At 74.8% G+C, this 16,202-nt stretch carries 13 protein-coding genes and 1 pseudogene; 7 read left to right on the forward strand and 7 right to left on the reverse strand.

Going from position 1 to position 16,202, the window contains the following annotated elements:
* Nucleotides 1-207 precede the first annotated feature (207 nt).
* From EJG53_RS33135 to EJG53_RS33145, 3 genes are all read left to right on the forward strand, one after another.
* Nucleotides 208-1,026: an SCO1664 family protein gene (locus EJG53_RS33135; protein WP_125049766.1), complete on the forward strand. Its 819-nt coding sequence runs from the start codon at nucleotides 208-210 to the stop codon at nucleotides 1,024-1,026.
* Between the two features lie 211 nt (nucleotides 1,027-1,237).
* A complete protein-coding gene (gene mshC, locus EJG53_RS33140; RefSeq protein WP_125048011.1) occupies nucleotides 1,238-2,467 on the forward strand; it encodes a cysteine--1-D-myo-inosityl 2-amino-2-deoxy-alpha-D-glucopyranoside ligase in 1,230 nt (409 codons plus the stop codon).
* 173 nt (nucleotides 2,468-2,640) lie between these two features.
* Nucleotides 2,641-3,591, forward strand: a complete 951-nt coding sequence (locus EJG53_RS33145) for an SMP-30/gluconolactonase/LRE family protein (RefSeq protein ID WP_125048012.1) — start codon at nucleotides 2,641-2,643, stop codon at nucleotides 3,589-3,591.
* Nucleotides 3,592-3,634: 43 nt separating this feature from the next.
* Here EJG53_RS33145 and EJG53_RS33150 read toward each other — a convergent pair whose 3' ends face one another.
* Nucleotides 3,635-4,825: a serine hydrolase domain-containing protein gene (locus EJG53_RS33150; protein WP_125048013.1), complete on the reverse strand. Its 1,191-nt coding sequence runs from the start codon at nucleotides 4,823-4,825 to the stop codon at nucleotides 3,635-3,637.
* Between the two features lie 149 nt (nucleotides 4,826-4,974).
* Nucleotides 4,975-6,153, reverse strand: coding sequence for a PAC2 family protein (locus tag EJG53_RS33155; protein WP_244955444.1), 1,179 nt, complete (start codon nucleotides 6,151-6,153; stop codon nucleotides 4,975-4,977).
* Between the two features lie 336 nt (nucleotides 6,154-6,489).
* Here EJG53_RS33155 and EJG53_RS33160 point away from each other — a divergent pair, with 336 nt between their 5' ends.
* The 4 genes from EJG53_RS33160 (at nucleotide 6,490) to EJG53_RS33175 (ending at nucleotide 11,012) form a co-directional block, all read left to right on the forward strand.
* Complete coding sequence (locus EJG53_RS33160; protein WP_125048014.1) at nucleotides 6,490-7,815, forward strand: enolase C-terminal domain-like protein; 1,326 nt, start codon at nucleotides 6,490-6,492, stop codon at nucleotides 7,813-7,815.
* A complete protein-coding gene (locus EJG53_RS33165; RefSeq protein WP_125048015.1) occupies nucleotides 7,812-8,621 on the forward strand; it encodes an SDR family NAD(P)-dependent oxidoreductase in 810 nt (269 codons plus the stop codon). Before EJG53_RS33160 ends, EJG53_RS33165 begins: the two co-directional genes overlap by 4 nt.
* 352 nt (nucleotides 8,622-8,973) lie before the next feature.
* On the forward strand, nucleotides 8,974-9,990 hold the full coding sequence (locus tag EJG53_RS33170) for an aldo/keto reductase (protein ID WP_125048016.1): 1,017 nt from the start codon (nucleotides 8,974-8,976) through the stop codon (nucleotides 9,988-9,990).
* A 275-nt stretch (nucleotides 9,991-10,265) separates the two neighbouring features.
* On the forward strand, nucleotides 10,266-11,012 hold the full coding sequence (locus EJG53_RS33175) for a glucose 1-dehydrogenase (protein ID WP_125048017.1): 747 nt from the start codon (nucleotides 10,266-10,268) through the stop codon (nucleotides 11,010-11,012).
* 26 nt (nucleotides 11,013-11,038) lie between these two features.
* On the opposite strand, the gene EJG53_RS33180 is transcribed toward EJG53_RS33175, so the two are convergent.
* The 5 genes and pseudogenes from EJG53_RS33180 to EJG53_RS33200 all read right to left on the reverse strand — a co-directional run bounded on the left by EJG53_RS33180 (nucleotide 11,039) and on the right by EJG53_RS33200 (nucleotide 16,079).
* Nucleotides 11,039-11,710: a FadR/GntR family transcriptional regulator gene (locus tag EJG53_RS33180; protein WP_125048018.1), complete on the reverse strand. Its 672-nt coding sequence runs from the start codon at nucleotides 11,708-11,710 to the stop codon at nucleotides 11,039-11,041.
* 175 nt (nucleotides 11,711-11,885) lie between these two features.
* Nucleotides 11,886-13,229, reverse strand: coding sequence for an amidohydrolase (locus tag EJG53_RS33185; protein WP_125048019.1), 1,344 nt, complete (start codon nucleotides 13,227-13,229; stop codon nucleotides 11,886-11,888).
* A pseudogene (locus EJG53_RS33190) lies at nucleotides 13,226-13,980 on the reverse strand (phosphorylase family protein). Before EJG53_RS33190 ends, EJG53_RS33185 begins: the two are co-directional and overlap by 4 nt.
* A 132-nt stretch (nucleotides 13,981-14,112) precedes the next feature.
* Nucleotides 14,113-15,486 carry an acireductone synthase gene (mtnC, locus tag EJG53_RS43440; protein WP_125048020.1) on the reverse strand — a complete coding sequence of 458 codons (1,374 nt, stop codon included), beginning with the start codon at nucleotides 15,484-15,486 and terminating at the stop codon, nucleotides 14,113-14,115.
* Nucleotides 15,483-16,079, reverse strand: coding sequence for a 1,2-dihydroxy-3-keto-5-methylthiopentene dioxygenase (locus EJG53_RS33200; RefSeq protein WP_125048021.1), 597 nt, complete (start codon nucleotides 16,077-16,079; stop codon nucleotides 15,483-15,485). The genes mtnC and EJG53_RS33200 overlap by 4 nt, the downstream gene beginning before the upstream one ends.
* Nucleotides 16,080-16,202: the final 123 nt, after the last annotated feature.

Consider the following 16,202-nt stretch of genomic DNA (forward strand, 5'->3'; position numbering starts at 1 on the left):
CCGGGGGAGGAGACGGTGACGGCGGGCGGCGGACCGGCCGGCCAGGCGGCAGCGGGCCGGGTGGCGGGCGGCCGTACGGGTGACGGCCAGGGTGACGGCCCGAGGGACGGTCAGGGTGACAGCCCGGACGGCGGCCCGGCCCGGCAGGCGAACGGCGACGGGAGCGGCGGGGCGACCGGCAGCGGGAACGGCAGCGCGCCCGGCGGCATATCCGCCCGTGCCACGGCCCGCCCGGGGCGGCTGACCGCCGAGGCCCTCACCCACGGCGAGCTGACCGTACGCGGACAGGTTCGCGAGGCGTCCAACGCCGTCCTGTACTGCACGGTCACCCACGGGGACATCAGCGGCACCTGCGTCTACAAGCCCGTCGCCGGCGAGCGCCCGCTGTGGGACTTCCCCGACGGCACGCTCGCCCAGCGCGAGGTCGCCGCGTACGAGGTGTCCCGGGCCACCGGCTGGGACCTGGTCCCCACCACCGTGCTGCGCGACGGCCCGTACGGGCAGGGCATGGTCCAGGAGTGGATCGAGGCGGCGCCCGAGGGCGCGGAGCTGCTGGCGCTGGTCGAGGGGGAGGAGCCGGGGCCCGGCTGGAAACCGGTGGGTTTCGCCGAAGTGGGCGAAGGGCGTACGGCGCTTCTGGTACACGCCGACGACGAACGGCTGCGGCGCCTGGCCGTGCTGGACGCCGTCATCAACAACGGCGACCGCAAGGGCGGCCATCTGCTGCCCGCCGAGGGCGGCCGGCTCTACGCCATCGACCACGGTGTGACCTTCAACGCCGAGGACAAGCTGCGTACGCTCCTGTGGGGCTGGGCGGGTGAGCCGCTGACCGAGGAGGCCCGCGAGGTGCTGGGGCGGCTCGCCACGGAGCTGGAGGAAGGCGCTCCGCTCGCCGCCCGGCTCGCCGGACTGATCACCGCGGCCGAGCTGGCGGCGCTGCGCGCCCGGGTGGCGGACCTGCTGCGCACCGGCGTGCACCCGCGGCCCGGCGGGGACTGGCCGCCGATCCCCTGGCCGCCGGTCTGAGACGTGGTGGGGGCGGCTTGCGGCACCCGTCGGACCGCTGCTGCGAGGGGCCTCGACGCCCGCTGTAGTACGTCGTAGCAGGCCCGGGGCCTTACCGGGCCCCGGCGGCCGCTCGGCCAGCACATTTCTCCCCTCCGCACAAGAGGGCCTTCTCGGCCAAGATCCGAGGTCCGGTTCGTATGCGGAACGTGCATCCGGTTACGCTCAAGACATGCATGCATGGCCCGCTTCTGAGGTCCCCGCCCTGCCCGGCCAGGGCCGCGACCTGAGGATCCACGACACCGCGACCGGCGGACGGGTGACCCTCGCCCCCGGTCCCGTCGCCCGTATCTATGTCTGCGGCATCACGCCGTACGACGCCACCCACATGGGGCACGCGGCGACCTACAACGCGTTCGACCTGGTTCAGCGCGTGTGGCTCGACACGAAGCGCCAGGTGCACTACGTGCAGAACGTCACCGACGTCGACGACCCCCTCCTGGAGCGGGCCCTGGCCACCGGCGACGACTGGACCGCGCTCGCCGAGCGGGAGACCGCCCTGTTCCGCGAGGACATGACGGCCCTGCGGATGCTCCCGCCGCGCGAGTACGTGGGCGCCGTCGAGGCCATACCGTGGATCGTCCCGATGGTCGAGCGGCTGCGCGACAGCGGCGCCGCCTACGAGCTCGAAGGCGACATCTACTTCTCCGTCGAGGCCGACCGGCACTTCGGCGAGGTCTCCCGGCTCGACGCCGAGGCGATGCGGGTGCTGTCCGCCGAGCGCGGCGGCGACCCGGAGCGCCCCGGCAAGAAGAACCCGCTCGACCCGATGCTGTGGATGGCCGCCCGCGACGGTGACCCGAGCTGGGACGGCGCCTCGCTCGGGCGCGGCCGCCCGGGCTGGCACATCGAGTGCGTGGCCATCGCCCTGCAGTACCTCGGCATGGGCTTCGACGTGCAGGGTGGCGGCTCCGACCTCGCCTTCCCGCACCACGAGATGGGCGCCTCGCACGCCCAGGCCCTGACCGGCGAGCACCCCTTCGCCCAGGCATATGTGCACGCCGGCATGGTCGCCCTGAACGGCGAGAAGATGTCCAAGTCCAAGGGCAACCTGGTCTTCGTCTCCAAGGTGCGGCGCGACGGCACGGACCCGGCGGCGATCCGCCTGGCCCTGCTCGCGCACCACTACCGGGCCGACTGGGAGTGGACGGACGCGGTCCTGGACGAGGCCGTGGAGCGGCTGGCGCGCTGGCGCGCCGCGGTCTCCCGCCCGGACGGGCCGCCGGCCGACGCGCTGCTGGAGGAGATCCGTACGGCGCTGGCGGACGACCTGGACTCGCCGGCCGCGCTCGCCGCGGTCGACCGCTGGGCCGCCGCGCAGACCGCGGACGGCGGCAGCGACGAGGGCGCGCCCGGCCTCGTGTCGCGGGCCGTGGACGCCCTGCTCGGCGTCGCCCTGTGACGCGCTGACGCGCCGCGGACGAAACGGTTCGCCGCTGCCTTCCTTCCGGGGCGTTCCCTCTCGCGAGGGAGCGCCCCGCTTCACTTGTGAAGACGTGCCGGTGCGGCGTACGGCGGGTACCGGGGTGTGCTGGGCTGAGGGGTCACAGGCACCCCGCAGGAAGGACGCGCACCATGACACGTTCCCTGTCCCGCCGAAGACTGCTCGCCACCGCCGCCGCACTGGGCGCCGGCGCCGCACTCGGGCCCCTGGCCGCGCCGGCCCGCGCGGGCGGCCGGTGGCCCACCACGATCCCCCTGCCCGACGGGTTCCGCCCCGAGGGCATCGCCATCGGCCCCGGCCCGTACGCGTACTTCGGCTCCCTGGCCGACGCCTCGGTCTACCGCGCCGACCTGGCCACCGGCCGGGGACGGCTGATCACCGGCAGCCTCGGTACGGGCCGACAGGCCGTCGGCATGAAGACCGACGCCCGGGGGCGCCTGTTCGTCGCGGGCGGCCCGGGCGCGCTCCGCGTCATCGACACCCGCGACGGCGCCGTCCTGGCGTCCTACCGGGCCGGCGACGGACAGAACTTCGTCAACGACGTCATCCTCACCCGCGACGCCGCCTACTTCACCGACAGCTTCCGCCCCGAACTCCACGTCCTGCCCCTCGGCAAGAACGGCGAACTCCCCGGCCCCGACGGCCTCCGCACCCTGCCGCTGACCGGCGAGTGGGTCCAGGGCGGCGACTTCACGGCGAACGGCATCGAACACACCCCGGACGGCACGGCGCTGCTCGTCGTCAACGACTACGCGGGCGCCCTCTTCCGGGTCGACCGGCGCACCGGCCACGCCCGCAAGGTGACGCACACCGGCCCGCGGCTCGTGAACGGTGACGGACTGCTGCTCCTGGACCAGGACCTGTACGTCGTGCAGCAGGCCCAGAACGCCGTCGACGTGCTGCGCCTGAACCGCATCGGGTCGTACGGCCGGGCGATCGCCCGTATCACCGACCCGCGCTTCCAGATACCGACCACCGCCGCCGCCTGGGGCGACCGCATCTACCTGCCCAACGCGCGCTTCGACGTGGACCCGCCGCTGCCGACCACGACGTACACGGCGGTCGCGGTGGATCGCGTGTGACGGACCGGCGTTCCGTGGCGGCAGGCAGTGGCCGCACCCCGTCTCAGCGCCTGCCCGGCGCGAAGGTGGCCTGGACGAGGCGCTGGGCGACCGGGTTCATCGTCTCGGCCTTGGCGTCGACCGCGTTGACGGAGTACACGAGCGTCCGGCAGAGGTTCCGGTCGGCGGCGAAGAGGGTGCTGTAGCCGGGGCGGGCACCGCTCTTGCCCCAGAGGACGCGGCCGCCGCCGAGATCCTGGCGTTCGAGTCCGGCGCTCAGCCGGGCGCCCTCGATGTCGGGGACGGTGAACATCTCCGTGTCCAGCAGCGGTTGCGGCACGAGCTCGCCCCGGAACAGCGCGACGAGGAACTTCTCCAGGTCAGCGGTGGTGGAGATCATGTCTCCGGCCGCCCAGCGGTCCGACATGTTCCAGTCGGTGGCGTCCACCACCGCACCGTTCGCCAGGCGCTGGTAGCCCCGGTGGTGCGGGCCGTGGATGCGCGGGTCGGGTCCCGCGGGGAACGAGGTGTGCGTCATGCCGGCCGGGCGGAAGATCCGGTTCCGCGCCTGGTGCGCGTACGTGTCGCCGGTGACCTTCTCGATCAGCAGGCCGAGCACGGTGTAGTCGATGTTGGCATATCGCTGCTTCTTGCCCGGCCCCTCGTCCGGCCCCCGGTAGGGGCCCTTGGCGACGGACGCCGCGACGACATCGCGCGGGGTGAGGGTCCGGAAGCGGTTCTCGTACCCCTCGGCGTTCTCCGCGCCGAGGGACGCACCCGGCCGCAGCCCGCTGGTGAAGGTCAGCAGCTGCCGTACGGTGATCGGCTCGAAGGTCGCGGGCAGCAGGCCGGGCAGGTAGTGCTGTACGGTGCCGTCCAGGTCGATCTTGTGCTCGGCGGCGAGCTGGAGCACGATCGCCGAGGTGACCGCCTTGGTGGTCGAGCCCGCTCGGAACCGGGCGTTCTCCAGGGGGCCCTGGCCGGTCCTCAAGGAGCGGACCCCGGCGCTGCCGTGCCAGGTCTCCTGCCCGCCCACGCGTACCAGGGCCGCGGTCGTGTCCCTGTCCGGGAGTCCGCGGAGAGCTCGTCCGAGCGCTTCGGTGTCCAGCCCAGTCCATGGAGAGGACGCCGTCGGGCGCGCGCAGGACGCCTCGGCCGGTGCGGGCGCCGCGGTCGCCGGTACCGCGGTGGCCCCCGTGACGAGCGTGATGGTCAGGGCGGCGGTCAGGGCGACCGTACGGATGCGGGTGCGCAAGAGGGCTCCAAGGGGCGGGCGAGCCGGGGCTCGTTCGTACGAAGACGAAGAGCAGCTTCTCCCGCACGGGCTCACCAAAGATCACCGATGAGGAGGAGCCCGCCCAGGCCGCGCCTTAGGGGACGACCCGGAGGCCGTCCCCGGTGGTATCACTCCTCGGAGTCGTCAGCCCGGCCGTCCACCCGGTCGTCCGTCCTGTCGTCCCCGCGACCGCCCTCCGACGCCCCCTTGGTGTCCGGCTTCCCGGCCTCCGGTTCCGCGGTGTCCGGACCCGTGGACTCCGCCGCGCTCCCGGGCTCACCGTTCGGACTCCTCGACTCCCTCGGCTCCTTCGCGTCCTTGGAATCCTTCGCGTCCTTCGGCTCCTTGGCCGCCGGCTTCGGCGGTCGGGTGCGCCCGCTCGCCGTGTCCCGCAGGTACGAGCCGTCGCGGCCGTCGGCCACCCCGCCCTCGGTCGCCAGGCCGGGCCCGGCCTGCGGGTCGCGGCGCCGCAGATAGCGTTCGAACTCGCGGGCGATGGCCTCGCCCGACGCCTCCGGGAGGTCGGCGGTGTCCCGCGCCTCCTCCAGCGACTGGACGTACTCGGCGACCTCGCTGTCCTCCGCCGCCAGTTGGTCCACGCCCAACTGCCAGGCGCGCGCGTCCTCGCTCAGCTCGCCCAGCGGGATACGCAGGTCGAGCAGGTCCTCCAGGCGGTTGAGCAGGGCCAGGGTCGCCTTCGGGTTCGGCGGCTGCGAGACGTAGTGCGGCACCGCCGCCCACAGGCTGACCGCCGGGACGCCCGCGTGGGTGCACGCCTCCTGGAGGATGCCGACGATGCCGGTGGGGCCCTCGTACCGGGTCTCCTCCAGGTCCATCGTGCGGGCCAGGTCCGGGTCGGAGGTGACCCCGCTGACCGGCACCGGCCGGGTGTGCGGGGTGTCGCCGAGCAGCGCGCCCAGCACCACCAGCATCTCCACGCCCAGCTCGTGCGCGAAGCCCAGGATCTCGTTGCAGAACGAGCGCCAGCGCATGCTGGGTTCGATGCCGCGCACCAGCACCAGGTCGCGCGGCTTGCCCTTGCCGTTCGCGTCGGCGATCCGCACGACGGACAGCCGTGTGGTGGGCCACGTGATCTTGCGGACGCCACCGTCCAGCCAGACCGTCGGGCGGTTGACCTGGAAGTCGTAGTAGTCCTCCGCGTCCAGCGCGGCGAACACCTCCCCCTTCCACTCCCGGTCCAGATGCGCGACCGCGGCGGAGGCGGCGTCGCCGGCGTCGTTCCAGCCCTCGAACGCGGCCACCATGACCGGGTCGATCAGCTCGGGAACTCCGTCGAGCTCGATCACCCAGCGCCTCCTTCCGACCGGCGCCGCCTCCTCGGGGCGGTCACCGGCAGCAGTTCCATTGCGTGCGCCCCCAGCCTACGGCGTCCGTGGGAGCCCCACGCAGCCCCTGTGCACGAACGAGTGTGCATACATCCGACGTGTTCGGATTCCGTCCGGCCCGCCTCCCGGCCGCCTCCCGTCCGCCCTCCGCGGCGCCCCGGACCCCGCCCCGCGTCCGGGTCCGGACAGCGGCGGGCAACTCCGCCGCGCCCTCTGGACGGTGGTGGGCAGCGGCGCTATACATCGGAGGTCCGGGAAAGGTCCGATGTCCGTCCGCACCTCGCCGGAGGCGTACGCATGGCCGTCACCGCATCCGCGCCCGTCACGGAGGTCGAGGTCCACGACGTCCGCTTTCCCACCTCGCGGCGGCGCGAGGGCTCGGACGCCATGAACCCGGACCCCGACTACTCCGCCGCCTACGTCGTCCTGCACACCGCCGACGGCGGCCGGGGGCACGGCCTGTGCTTCACCATCGGCCGCGGCAACGACCTCGCCGCCGCCGCGATCCGCGCCCTCGCCCCGGCCGTGACCGGCCGCCCGGCCCCCGTGACGGCCGCCGGTCTGGCCGCCCTGCACCGCGACCTGACCCATGACTCGCAGCTTCGCTGGCTCGGACCGGAGAAGGGCGTGACGCACATGGCGGCCGGGGCACTCGTCAACGCCGCCTGGGACCTGGCCGCCACCCGCGCCGGCCTGCCGCTGTGGGCGTTCCTGGCCGCCATGCCGCCCGAGGAGCTGGTCTCCCTCGTCGACTTCCGCTACCTCACCGACGCGCTGACCCCGGACGAGGCGCTGGCGATCCTGCGGGCCGCCGCGCCCGGCCGCGAGGAACGCGCCGCCCGGCTCCGCGCCGAGGGCTACCCCGCGTACGCCACCTCGCCCGGCTGGCTCGGCCACGACGACGCCACGCTCGTACGGCTGGCCGAGCGGGCGGTGGCCGACGGGTTCGGGCAGATCAAGCTCAAGGTGGGTGCCGATCTCGACGACGACCTGCGGCGGCTGCGGCTGGTACGGGAGGCCGTCGGGCCCGAGGTGCGCATCGCGGTCGACGCCAACCAGCGCTGGGACGTGGCCGACGCGGTGCGCTGGATGACCGCGCTCGCGCCGTACCGGCCGTACTGGATCGAGGAGCCGACCAGCCCCGACGACATCCTGGGGCACGCCGCCGTGCGGGCCGGGCAGCCGGTCAAGGTCGCCACCGGGGAGCACGCCGCCAACCGCGTCGTCTTCAAGCAGTTGCTCCAGGCCCGGGCGGTGGACTTCGTCCAGATCGACGCGGCCCGGGTGGCGGGCGTCAACGAGAACCTGGCGATCCTGCTGCTCGCGGCCAAGTACGGCGTGCCCGTATGCCCGCACGCGGGCGGGGTTGGGCTGTGCGAACTGGTGCAGCACCTGGCGATGTTCGACTACGTGGCGGTCTCCGGGAGCCGGGAGGACCGGGCGATCGAGTACGTCGACCACCTCCACGAGCACTTCACCGACCCGGCCGTCGTCGAGGGCGGCCGCTACCGGGCACCCTCGGCCCCCGGCTTCTCGGCCCGCATGAAACCCGCCTCGGTCGCCGCGTACCGCTTCCCGGACGGGCCGGTATGGCGGGCCGGGGAAGAGGAGGCCGCGGAATGAGCGCCGCAACCGGACCGCACGCGTCCCTTACGGAAGCGCGCGACTTCGCCGGTATGGCGGCGATCGTCACCGGCGGCGCCTCCGGCATCGGCGCCGCCACCGCCGCCCTGCTGCTGCGCCGCGGCGCCCGCGTCGCCGTACTGGACCGCGACCCGGCCGGGGCGCCGCCCGGCACCGTGCCCGTCACGGCCGACGTGACCGACGACGCCGCCGTACGGGCAGCCGTCGCGGCGGCCGTGGGCGCGCTGGGCGGAGCGCTGGACACCCTCGTCGGCAACGCGGGCATCGGCGCCGTCGGCACGGTGGAGGACAACGCCGACGAGGAGTGGCGGCACGTCCTCGACGTCAACGTCCTGGGGCTGGTGCGCACCGCGCGGGCCGCCCTGCCGCACCTGCGGCGTACGGCCGCCGCCCGCCCCGGCCGTGCGTCGATCACCCACACCTGCTCGATCGCCGCCACCGCCGGCCTGCCGCAGCGCGCCCTGTACGGCGCCAGCAAGGGAGCCGTGCTCTCCCTCACCCTCGCCATGGCCGCCGACCACGTCCGCGAAGGCATCCGCGTCAACTGCGTCAACCCCGGTACGGCCGACACCCCCTGGATCGGGCGGCTGCTGGACCAGGCCCCCGACCCGGCGGCCGAGCGGGCCGCGCTCGACGCCCGGCAGCCGACCGGCCGGATGGTCACCGCGGACGAAGTGGCCGCCGCCATCGCCCACTTGGCGTCCCCGGCCGCCTCCGGCATCACCGGCACCTCCCTCGCGGTCGACGGCGGGATGCAGGGACTGCGCCTGCGCCCCGCGCCCTGATCCGTACGGCTCAGGGTGCGCGGCACGGCAGCCTGTGCCGTACTGCTCGCCGCCGCGCTCACCGGCTGCAACCGAGGCAGCGAGGCCCGGGGCAGGATCGGCATCGACCTGCCGCGCACGGACATCGAGGTGGTCGTGATCACCCCGCAGGACACCGGCGCCATCAGGGTGCCCTCAGCTCCGTCAACAGGCGGGGCCGCCCCGAGGCGTTCGCAGCCTGCACGCGGCGGAAGGACCCCGGCATCACCGTGCACTGGAAGGGCGAGACCGCCTCCGCCAAGCTGCTCTACAGGCGCGGTTCCTGAACGGCCCCGACGAGCGGGACCCGGGATCCGGGACCAAGGAGGCCGACATGCCGTACATCCCGCACGGGCGACGGCGGTTGGGCCGTACGGACGTGACCGTACCGCCCCTCGGACTGGGCTGCGCGCCCCTCGGCAACCTCTACCGGCCCCTCCCCGAGGACCGCGCCCAGCAGACCGTACGCGCCGCCCTCGACACCGGCGTCCGCCACTTCGACACCGCGCCGCACTACGGACTCGGCCTGTCCGAGGAGCGCCTGGGCCGCGCGCTGGCCGGGCGGGACCGCGCCTCGTACGTCCTGTCCACCAAGGTCGGCCTGCGGCTGCGGCCCCTCGCGCCGGGCGAGGCGGTGGACGGCCAGGGCTACACCGCCACCCCGCCGCGCGCCCGCGTCCGGGACCTCACCCGCGACGGCATCCGCCGCACGCTCGACGCCTCCCTGGAACGGCTCGGCGTCGCCGCCGTCGACATCGTCTACTTGCACGACGTCGAAGGCCGCGCCGCCGAGGTGTACGCGTCCGGCTTCCCCGCCCTCGCCGAACTGCGCGCGCAGGGCGTGGTCGGCGCCATCGGCCTCGGCATGAACTCCAGCGGTCCGCTGGCCCGGTTCGTCGCCGACCTCGACGTGGACGTGGTGCTGTGCGCCGGGCGCTGGACCCTGCTCGACCGGTCGGCCTTCGACGACCTCCTGCCGGTCTGCGTGCACCGCGGCACGTCGGTCGTCGTCGGCGGCGTCTACAACTCGGGGCTGTTGGCCGACCCGTCGCCCGGCGCACCGTACGACTACGCGCCGGCCCCCGCCGCGCTGGTGGAGCGGGCGCGGCGGCTCGGCGCCGTGTGCGCGGAGTTCGGCGTCCCCCTCAAGGCCGCGGCCCTGCGCTTCCCCTTCGGCCATCCCGCCGTGGCGGGCGCCCTGGTCGGCGCCGCGTCACCGGAGGAGTCCCGGGAGAACGCGGAACTGTTCACGTACGACATCCCCGACGCCCTCTGGCACGCCCTCACCGACCGCGGCCTGCTCGCCCCCGGACTGCCCCTGCCCACCGCCGACCCCGGCGCTCCCTCGTGACCGACCGCGCCGGCCGGCCGCCCGTGACCGGCCCCGCCGACCGTCCCGGACAGCCGCCCCCGCCCGGCCGCATCGACGCGCACCACCACCTCTGGGACCTGACCCGCCGCCCACAGCCCTGGATGGACGGCGCCTGGGTAGCCCGGACGCACCGTCCGGATTCCGCCAGCCCCGCCGCCCGCCGCGCACGAGTATCGAGTCATGTCGCCGAGGGCGACAGATCACCACATCTCGGTAAATAGCGCGATCGGCGCAGCGAACACGAAGGGGCGGACATGACGACCGCACAGCTCGACGGCAAGGTGGCACTGGTGACCGGCGGCAGCCGGGGGATCGGGGAGGCCGTCGCGGTGCGGCTCGCCGCCGACGGGGCCGATGTGGCGTTCACCTATCGCGGGGAGGAGGCCCGCGCCGCCAAGGTGGTGGTGCAGATCGAGGCGCTGGGGCGCCGTGCCTGGGCGGTGCGGGCCGACAGTGCGGACGCGGCGGCCGTGCGGGCGGCCGTGGACGGCACGGTGGAGCGGTTCGGGCGGCTGGACATTCTGGTCAACAACGCGGGGGTCGGTGTGCTGGGGCCGGTCGAGGAGATCGCCGAGGAGGACGTGGACCGCGTGCTGGCCGTCAACGTCCGGGGGCCGTTCCTGGCCGCGCAGGCCGCCGCCCGTCGGATGGGCGACGGCGGGCGCATCATCGGCATCGGCAGTTGCATGGCCGGGCGCGCCCCCTTCCCCGGCGGCACGCTGTACGCGACGAGCAAGGCCGCGCTCACCGGCCTGACCAGGGCCCTGGCCAGGGAACTGGGCCCGCGCGACATCACCGTCAACCTCGTCCACCCGGGGCCGGTCGACACCGACATGAACCCGGCCGACGGTGAGAGCGCGCCGATGCAGGCCCAGTTGACCGCGCTCGGGCGCTACGGGCAGCCGTCGGACATCGCGGCGGCCGTGGCGTACCTGGCGGGGGAGAGCGGCCGGTACGTCACCGGCGCGTCGATCGCGGTGGACGGTGGGTTCACCATCTGATCAGGGGGAAGGCGCGGGCGGCCTCGTCACGCCGTGGAGCGCAGCCACTGCTCGACGCCGGCGATGTGCACCGTCGCCCAGGCCCGCGCCGCCTCCGCGTCCCGGTCGCGGAGGGCGCCGAGGATCGCCCGGTGCTCGGTGAGGGTGCGGCTGACGGCGTCCTTCTGCGTCAGCCCGCGCCAGACCCGGGCCCGGGTCGTCGGCCCGGACAGGCCGTCGAGCAGGGAGCACAGCACCGGGTTGCCGGCGGTGGCCACGATCCGCCGGTGGAACTCCAGGTCGCAGGCGACCAGGGCCTCCACCGGCGTCTGCGGGCCGAGCGCGTCCAACCGGCGTTCCAGGTCGTCCAGTTCGGCGGGGTGGATACGGCCGGCCGCCATCGCGGTGGCGGCCGGCTCCAGGATCCGGCGGACGGCCAGGAACTCCAGGGCCGTGTCGTCGCGGTGGAAGTCCACCACGAAGCTCAGCGCTTCGAGGAGGAGCTGCGGGTCCAGGCTGGTGACGTAGGTGCCGTCGCCCTGGCGGACGTCCAGGATGCGGATCAGCGACAGGGCCCGTACCGCCTCGCGCAGCGAGTTGCGGGACAGGCCCAGGTCCGCGGCGAGTTCGCTCTCCTTCGGCAGCCGGTCGCCCGGCCGCAGGGCACCGGAGACGATCATCGCCTTGATCTTCTCTATGGCCTCGTCCGTGACCGCCATGTCCGCAGCCTCCCCGCTCGCGCACCGCCACCGGACGCCCGCATACATCCGATGTCTGCGTCATTATGGCCACGGAAGCCCGGCCCCGGGACCCTCCGGCCGAAGCCGGTGACGGGTGAACTCCCGGGCCGCGTACGGAAAGCGCCGCCCGCGGCCCGGAAGGTCACCGGCGCACTCACACGGCCCGGACGAGCGCCTCCGCCTCGGCCGCCGCGGCCGCCTCGTCCAGCGTCGTCAGCCGCCGGTCGCGCATCAGCACCCGGCCGTCGACGACCGTGTCCCGGACGTCACCGGCCCGCGCCGAGTACGCCAGCGTCGACCACGGGTCGTGCCGGGGCGCCAGGTGCGTACCGCCGAGGTCGAGCACCGCCAGGTCCGCGCGCTTGCCCACCTCCAGCGAGCCGAGCTGCCCGCCCAGCCCCAGGGCCCATGCCCCTTCGATCGTCGCCATGCGTACGGCCTGCTCGGCACCGACCGCCGTGGGGTCGCCGCCCGCCTTGTGCACCAGCGCCGCCAGCCCCAGCGCGCCCACCATGTCCAGGGAGTTGGAGCTGACCGCGCCGTCCGTGCCGAGCCCGACCCGGACGCCCTGCCGCAGCAGCTCCGGGACCGGGGCGATGCCGCTGCCCAGCTTGAGGTTGGAGACCGGGCAGTGCGCGACGCCCGTACCGGTCGCGGCCAGCGCGGCGATCTCGGTGTCGGTCAGCTCGACCGCGTGCGCGAGCAGCGTGTCCGGGCCCAGCAGCCCCAGGGACTCCAGCAGTTCGACGGGGCGCTTGCCGTGCCGCTCGCGTACCGTCGCCACCTCGTTGGCGTTCTCCGCGGCGTGCAGGTGCAGCAGCGCGCCGTGTTCCCTGGCCAGCGCCGCGATGTCCGTGAGCTGCGCGGTGTCCAGGGTGTAGGCGCTGTGTGCGAAGACCACCGGGCGGGTGCCGGGGGAGGGGGCGTGGCCGTCGAGGTGCTCGCGCGCCCACGCCATCCGGTTCCCGTACGGCATCCGGTCGGGCGGGCCGGGCACGTCCATGAACGTCGGGCCGGACAGCAGCCGCCAGCCGGCGTCCCGCGCCGTGCGTTCGGCGGCCTCGTGGAACCAGTACATGTCCAGGGCGGTGGTCACCCCGCCCCGCACGCTCTCCGCAATGGCCAGCCGCAGGCCCGCGGTCACCGCTTCCGGGGACAGCAGCGCGTTCTCCCGGGGCACCACCCGGCCCAGGAAGCCCTGGAGGTCCAGGTCGTCGGCGTGGCCGCGCAGCAGCGTCATCGCCAGGTGGGTGTGGGTGTTGACGAGGCCGGGGAGGACCAGGCAGCCGGTGGCGTCGATCTCCTCGGCCGCCCGGTACGCGGCGCGCAGCCCGGCGGCCGCGCCCACCGCGACGATCTCCCCGTTCCGTACGGCGACCGCGCCGTCGGCCAGCACCGTGCCCGCCGCGTCGACGGTGAGCACCGTACCGCCGTGCACCAGCAGATCGGCCGCCGCCGGGACGCCCCCCGCCGCCTCCGTGTTCCGTACCGCGCTCACCGGGCCTCCTCCGCCAGCGTCCGCAGGGCGTCCAGCGCGACGACGGAGCCGCGCGCCACGCCCTCGGCGACGGCGTCCCGGTGCGGGTCGTACCCGCCGGTGGCCGCCTCGTCGACCAGCTCGTCCGCGTTCACCCCGTCGATCACCAGGACCGCGCCGGCCGTCAGCCCGCGCAGCCCGGCGGTCACCAGCAGCGCGGACACCTCCATCTCGATCGCCGCCACGCCCGCCGCGGTGTACGCCGCCACCGGCAGCGGCAGCAGCCCCGGCTGGAACGCCGCCCGGGTCCACACCACCCCCGGTGGTACGGCGCCCCGGCCCGCGCCGCCGCCCCGGCGAGCGCCAGCACCGCCTCCGGCGCGGCCACGGCCGGGTACTCCGGCGGCACCAGTTGCTGCGTCACCCCGTCGTCCCGTACGGCCGCCTCGGCGATCACCAGGTCGCCGTCGCCTATCCCCGGCCGGACCGCGCCCGCCGTACCGAGGCGTACGAAGGTCCGTACGCCCGCGTCGGCCAGCTCCTGGAACAGCAGCACCGCGCCCGGGGCGCCCACCCCGTGCGAGGCGACGACCACCGGCAGGCCCTGCCAGGTGCCGGTGAACGTCCGGTACTCGCGGTGGTACGCGATCTCCACGGCGTCGTCGAGCAGCTCGGCGACCGCGGCGGCGCGGGCCGGGTCGCCGACCACGACGGCCTGCGGCGGCAGCCCGCCGCGCGGCAGGCGGGCGATGGGGGACAACTCTGGGGACACGGGTCGGCTCCAAGGGCTCGGGCGCACGGCCCGGGACACGGGACAATGCGGACGGGACGGCGGTCGCCCCCCAACCTACGGGCCTGCCCCGGCACACCCGCAACGTGGTCCCGCCCGGCCGCCCCCGCCGGCTCATTCCCGCCCCGACGCCACCTCCAACTCCAGCAGCCACTGCACGACTTCGGCGTGGTGCCGGGCCTGCGGCAGATCCTCTCCCCACACGTACAGCCCGTGCCCCGCGACGACCACGGCAGGCATCCGAGGCTCTCTGGCCTCCGCCAGCCGGTCCCCGAGCACGTCCATGTCCTGGCTGTTGGCGATGACCGGCAGCCGCACGGTCGTCCCTTCGGCGGGCACCCCGAGCCCCTTGAGCATCTCCAGGTCCCGGAAGACGATGCCGCCGGGCCGCCGCCGTCCCATCGCCACCGCGGCGAGCGTGTGGACGTGCACGACCGCGCCCGCCCCGGTCAGCCGCACCACGCGCGCGTGCAGCCCGGCCTCGGCGGACGGCTTCCCGGCCCCGGCCACCGGGCCCGCCGTCCCCGCGACGGCGGCGCCCCGCCCGTCGACCAGCACCACGTCGTCCTCGGTCAGCTCGCCCTTGTCCCGTCCGCTCGCGGTCACCGCGAGCCGCAGCGGATCGCGGGCCAGCACGACCGACAGGTTGCCGGACGTGCCGCGCATCCAGCCGAACCCGGCGAACCGCGCGGCCTCGGCGGCCAGCCGGGCCCCGGCCCGCCGCACCTCGTCGGCGCCCACGACCGGCCCGTCCGGCGCCGCCGCGTCCGCCCCGGCACCCGTACGGATCTCCAGCTCCGCGAAGGAGGCCACCTCGGGATGATCGCCCACCCCGCTCTCGTAGTACGGCTCACCCGGCCGCCGCACCCCGGCCGTGTGCCACCCGGCGGCCCGCGCCGCGTCCAGCTCCCCGGGCCGGTCGGACAGGAACAGCACCCGCCCGGGCGCGGCCCCCAGGCCCGCGGCGATCGCCTCGTACGACGCGGCCACCAGTTTGGGCCCGGCGTTCTCCGTGTCGTAGAACTCCCCGGCCAGCGGCCGCAGATCGCCCTCCGGGCTGTGCCCGAACCACGCCCGCTGCGCCGCCACCGAGCCCGACGAGTACACGTGCAGCCGTACCCCCGCCGCGTGCCACTCCCGCAGCCGGGGCAGCACGTCCGGGTAGAAGTGCGAGACCAGCTCCCCGCTCGCGAAGCCCTCGGCCCACGCGATGCCCTGGAGGGTCTTCAGGGGCGTGGCCTTGCGGTCCTCGTCCAGCCACGCGCCGAGCGCCCGCTCGATGCGCGCCGCGTCGGCGGCCGGCTCGTCCAGCATCGCCCGTATCTGCCCGACGGCCCGCCGAACCTCTGGTTCCGCGGCCCGCTCGGTCAGCAGCCGCCCGAACCGCTTGCGGGCGTACGGATACAGCTCGCCGACGACGAAATCCGTCGCGCTCGTGGTGCCCTCGATGTCCAGCACCACATGGTCCACGTCGAACGTCCGGGTCACGCCGCGCCCCGTTCCGCCCGGCCGGCCGTGAGCGTGTCGAAGTCCGGGAACCGCAGCGCGATGTCGTCGCCCGTGAACGTGCCGATCCAGCCGTCCTCCTCGTGGAAGAAGCGGAGGGCCGTGAAGGACGGGCGGGTGCCCATGTCGAACCAGTGGGTGGTGCCCCGCGGCACGCCCAGCAGATCGCCCTCCTCGCACAGCACGGCGTGCACCTCGCCGCCCGCGTGCAGATAGAACACCCCGGAGCCGGCGACGAAGAACCGCACCTCGTCGTCGTCCTCGTGGGTGTGCTCGGCCAGGAACTTCTCCCGCGCCGCCGTCGCCTTGTCCGGCCACGCCGGATCGTCACCGGGATGCAGGGACACCGCGTCCACCGTCACGAACCCCTCCTCGGCGGTCAGCATGGCGATCTCCGCCCGGTACGCCGCGAGAACGGCCGCGGGCTCCGCGTCCGCCGCCACGCCCGGACGCAGCGGCCACTGCTCGTACCGCACCCCGATCGGCGCCAGCGCCGCGGCGATCTCCGCGGGCTCGGCCGTACGCCGCAGCACGGTCTCCGGACCGCTCTCCGGCCAGGTGGTCAGCAAGGTCATGAGGATCTCCAAGGTCGGTGACGGGGCTGGAGAAACACGGGACACGCGGCGCGGGAGCGGCCGGGCCCCTGTCTGGTGATGCTAGTGCGGGCGTCCGCAACCGGAGCCCGGCGCGGCCCCGCC

The organism is Streptomyces chrestomyceticus JCM 4735 (assembly GCF_003865135.1).
GTDB lineage: Bacteria > Actinomycetota > Actinomycetes > Streptomycetales > Streptomycetaceae > Streptomyces > Streptomyces chrestomyceticus.

Bases quoted from the DNA above. Each gene is read 5' to 3' on its own strand.
- EJG53_RS33165 (WP_125048015.1), top strand. From the start codon at position 7,812: ATGAGCGCCGCAACCGGACCGCACGCGTCCCTTACGGAAGCGCGCGAC.
- EJG53_RS33175 (WP_125048017.1), top strand. From the start codon at position 10,266: ATGACGACCGCACAGCTCGACGGCAAGGTGGCACTGGTGACCGGCGGC.
- mshC (WP_125048011.1), top strand. From the start codon at position 1,238: ATGCATGCATGGCCCGCTTCTGAGGTCCCCGCCCTGCCCGGCCAGGGC.
- EJG53_RS33160 (WP_125048014.1), top strand. From the start codon at position 6,490: ATGGCCGTCACCGCATCCGCGCCCGTCACGGAGGTCGAGGTCCACGAC.
- EJG53_RS33200 (WP_125048021.1), bottom strand. From the start codon at position 16,079: ATGACCTTGCTGACCACCTGGCCGGAGAGCGGTCCGGAGACCGTGCTG.
- EJG53_RS33170 (WP_125048016.1), top strand. From the start codon at position 8,974: ATGCCGTACATCCCGCACGGGCGACGGCGGTTGGGCCGTACGGACGTG.
- EJG53_RS33145 (WP_125048012.1), top strand. From the start codon at position 2,641: ATGACACGTTCCCTGTCCCGCCGAAGACTGCTCGCCACCGCCGCCGCA.
- EJG53_RS33180 (WP_125048018.1), bottom strand. From the start codon at position 11,710: ATGGCGGTCACGGACGAGGCCATAGAGAAGATCAAGGCGATGATCGTC.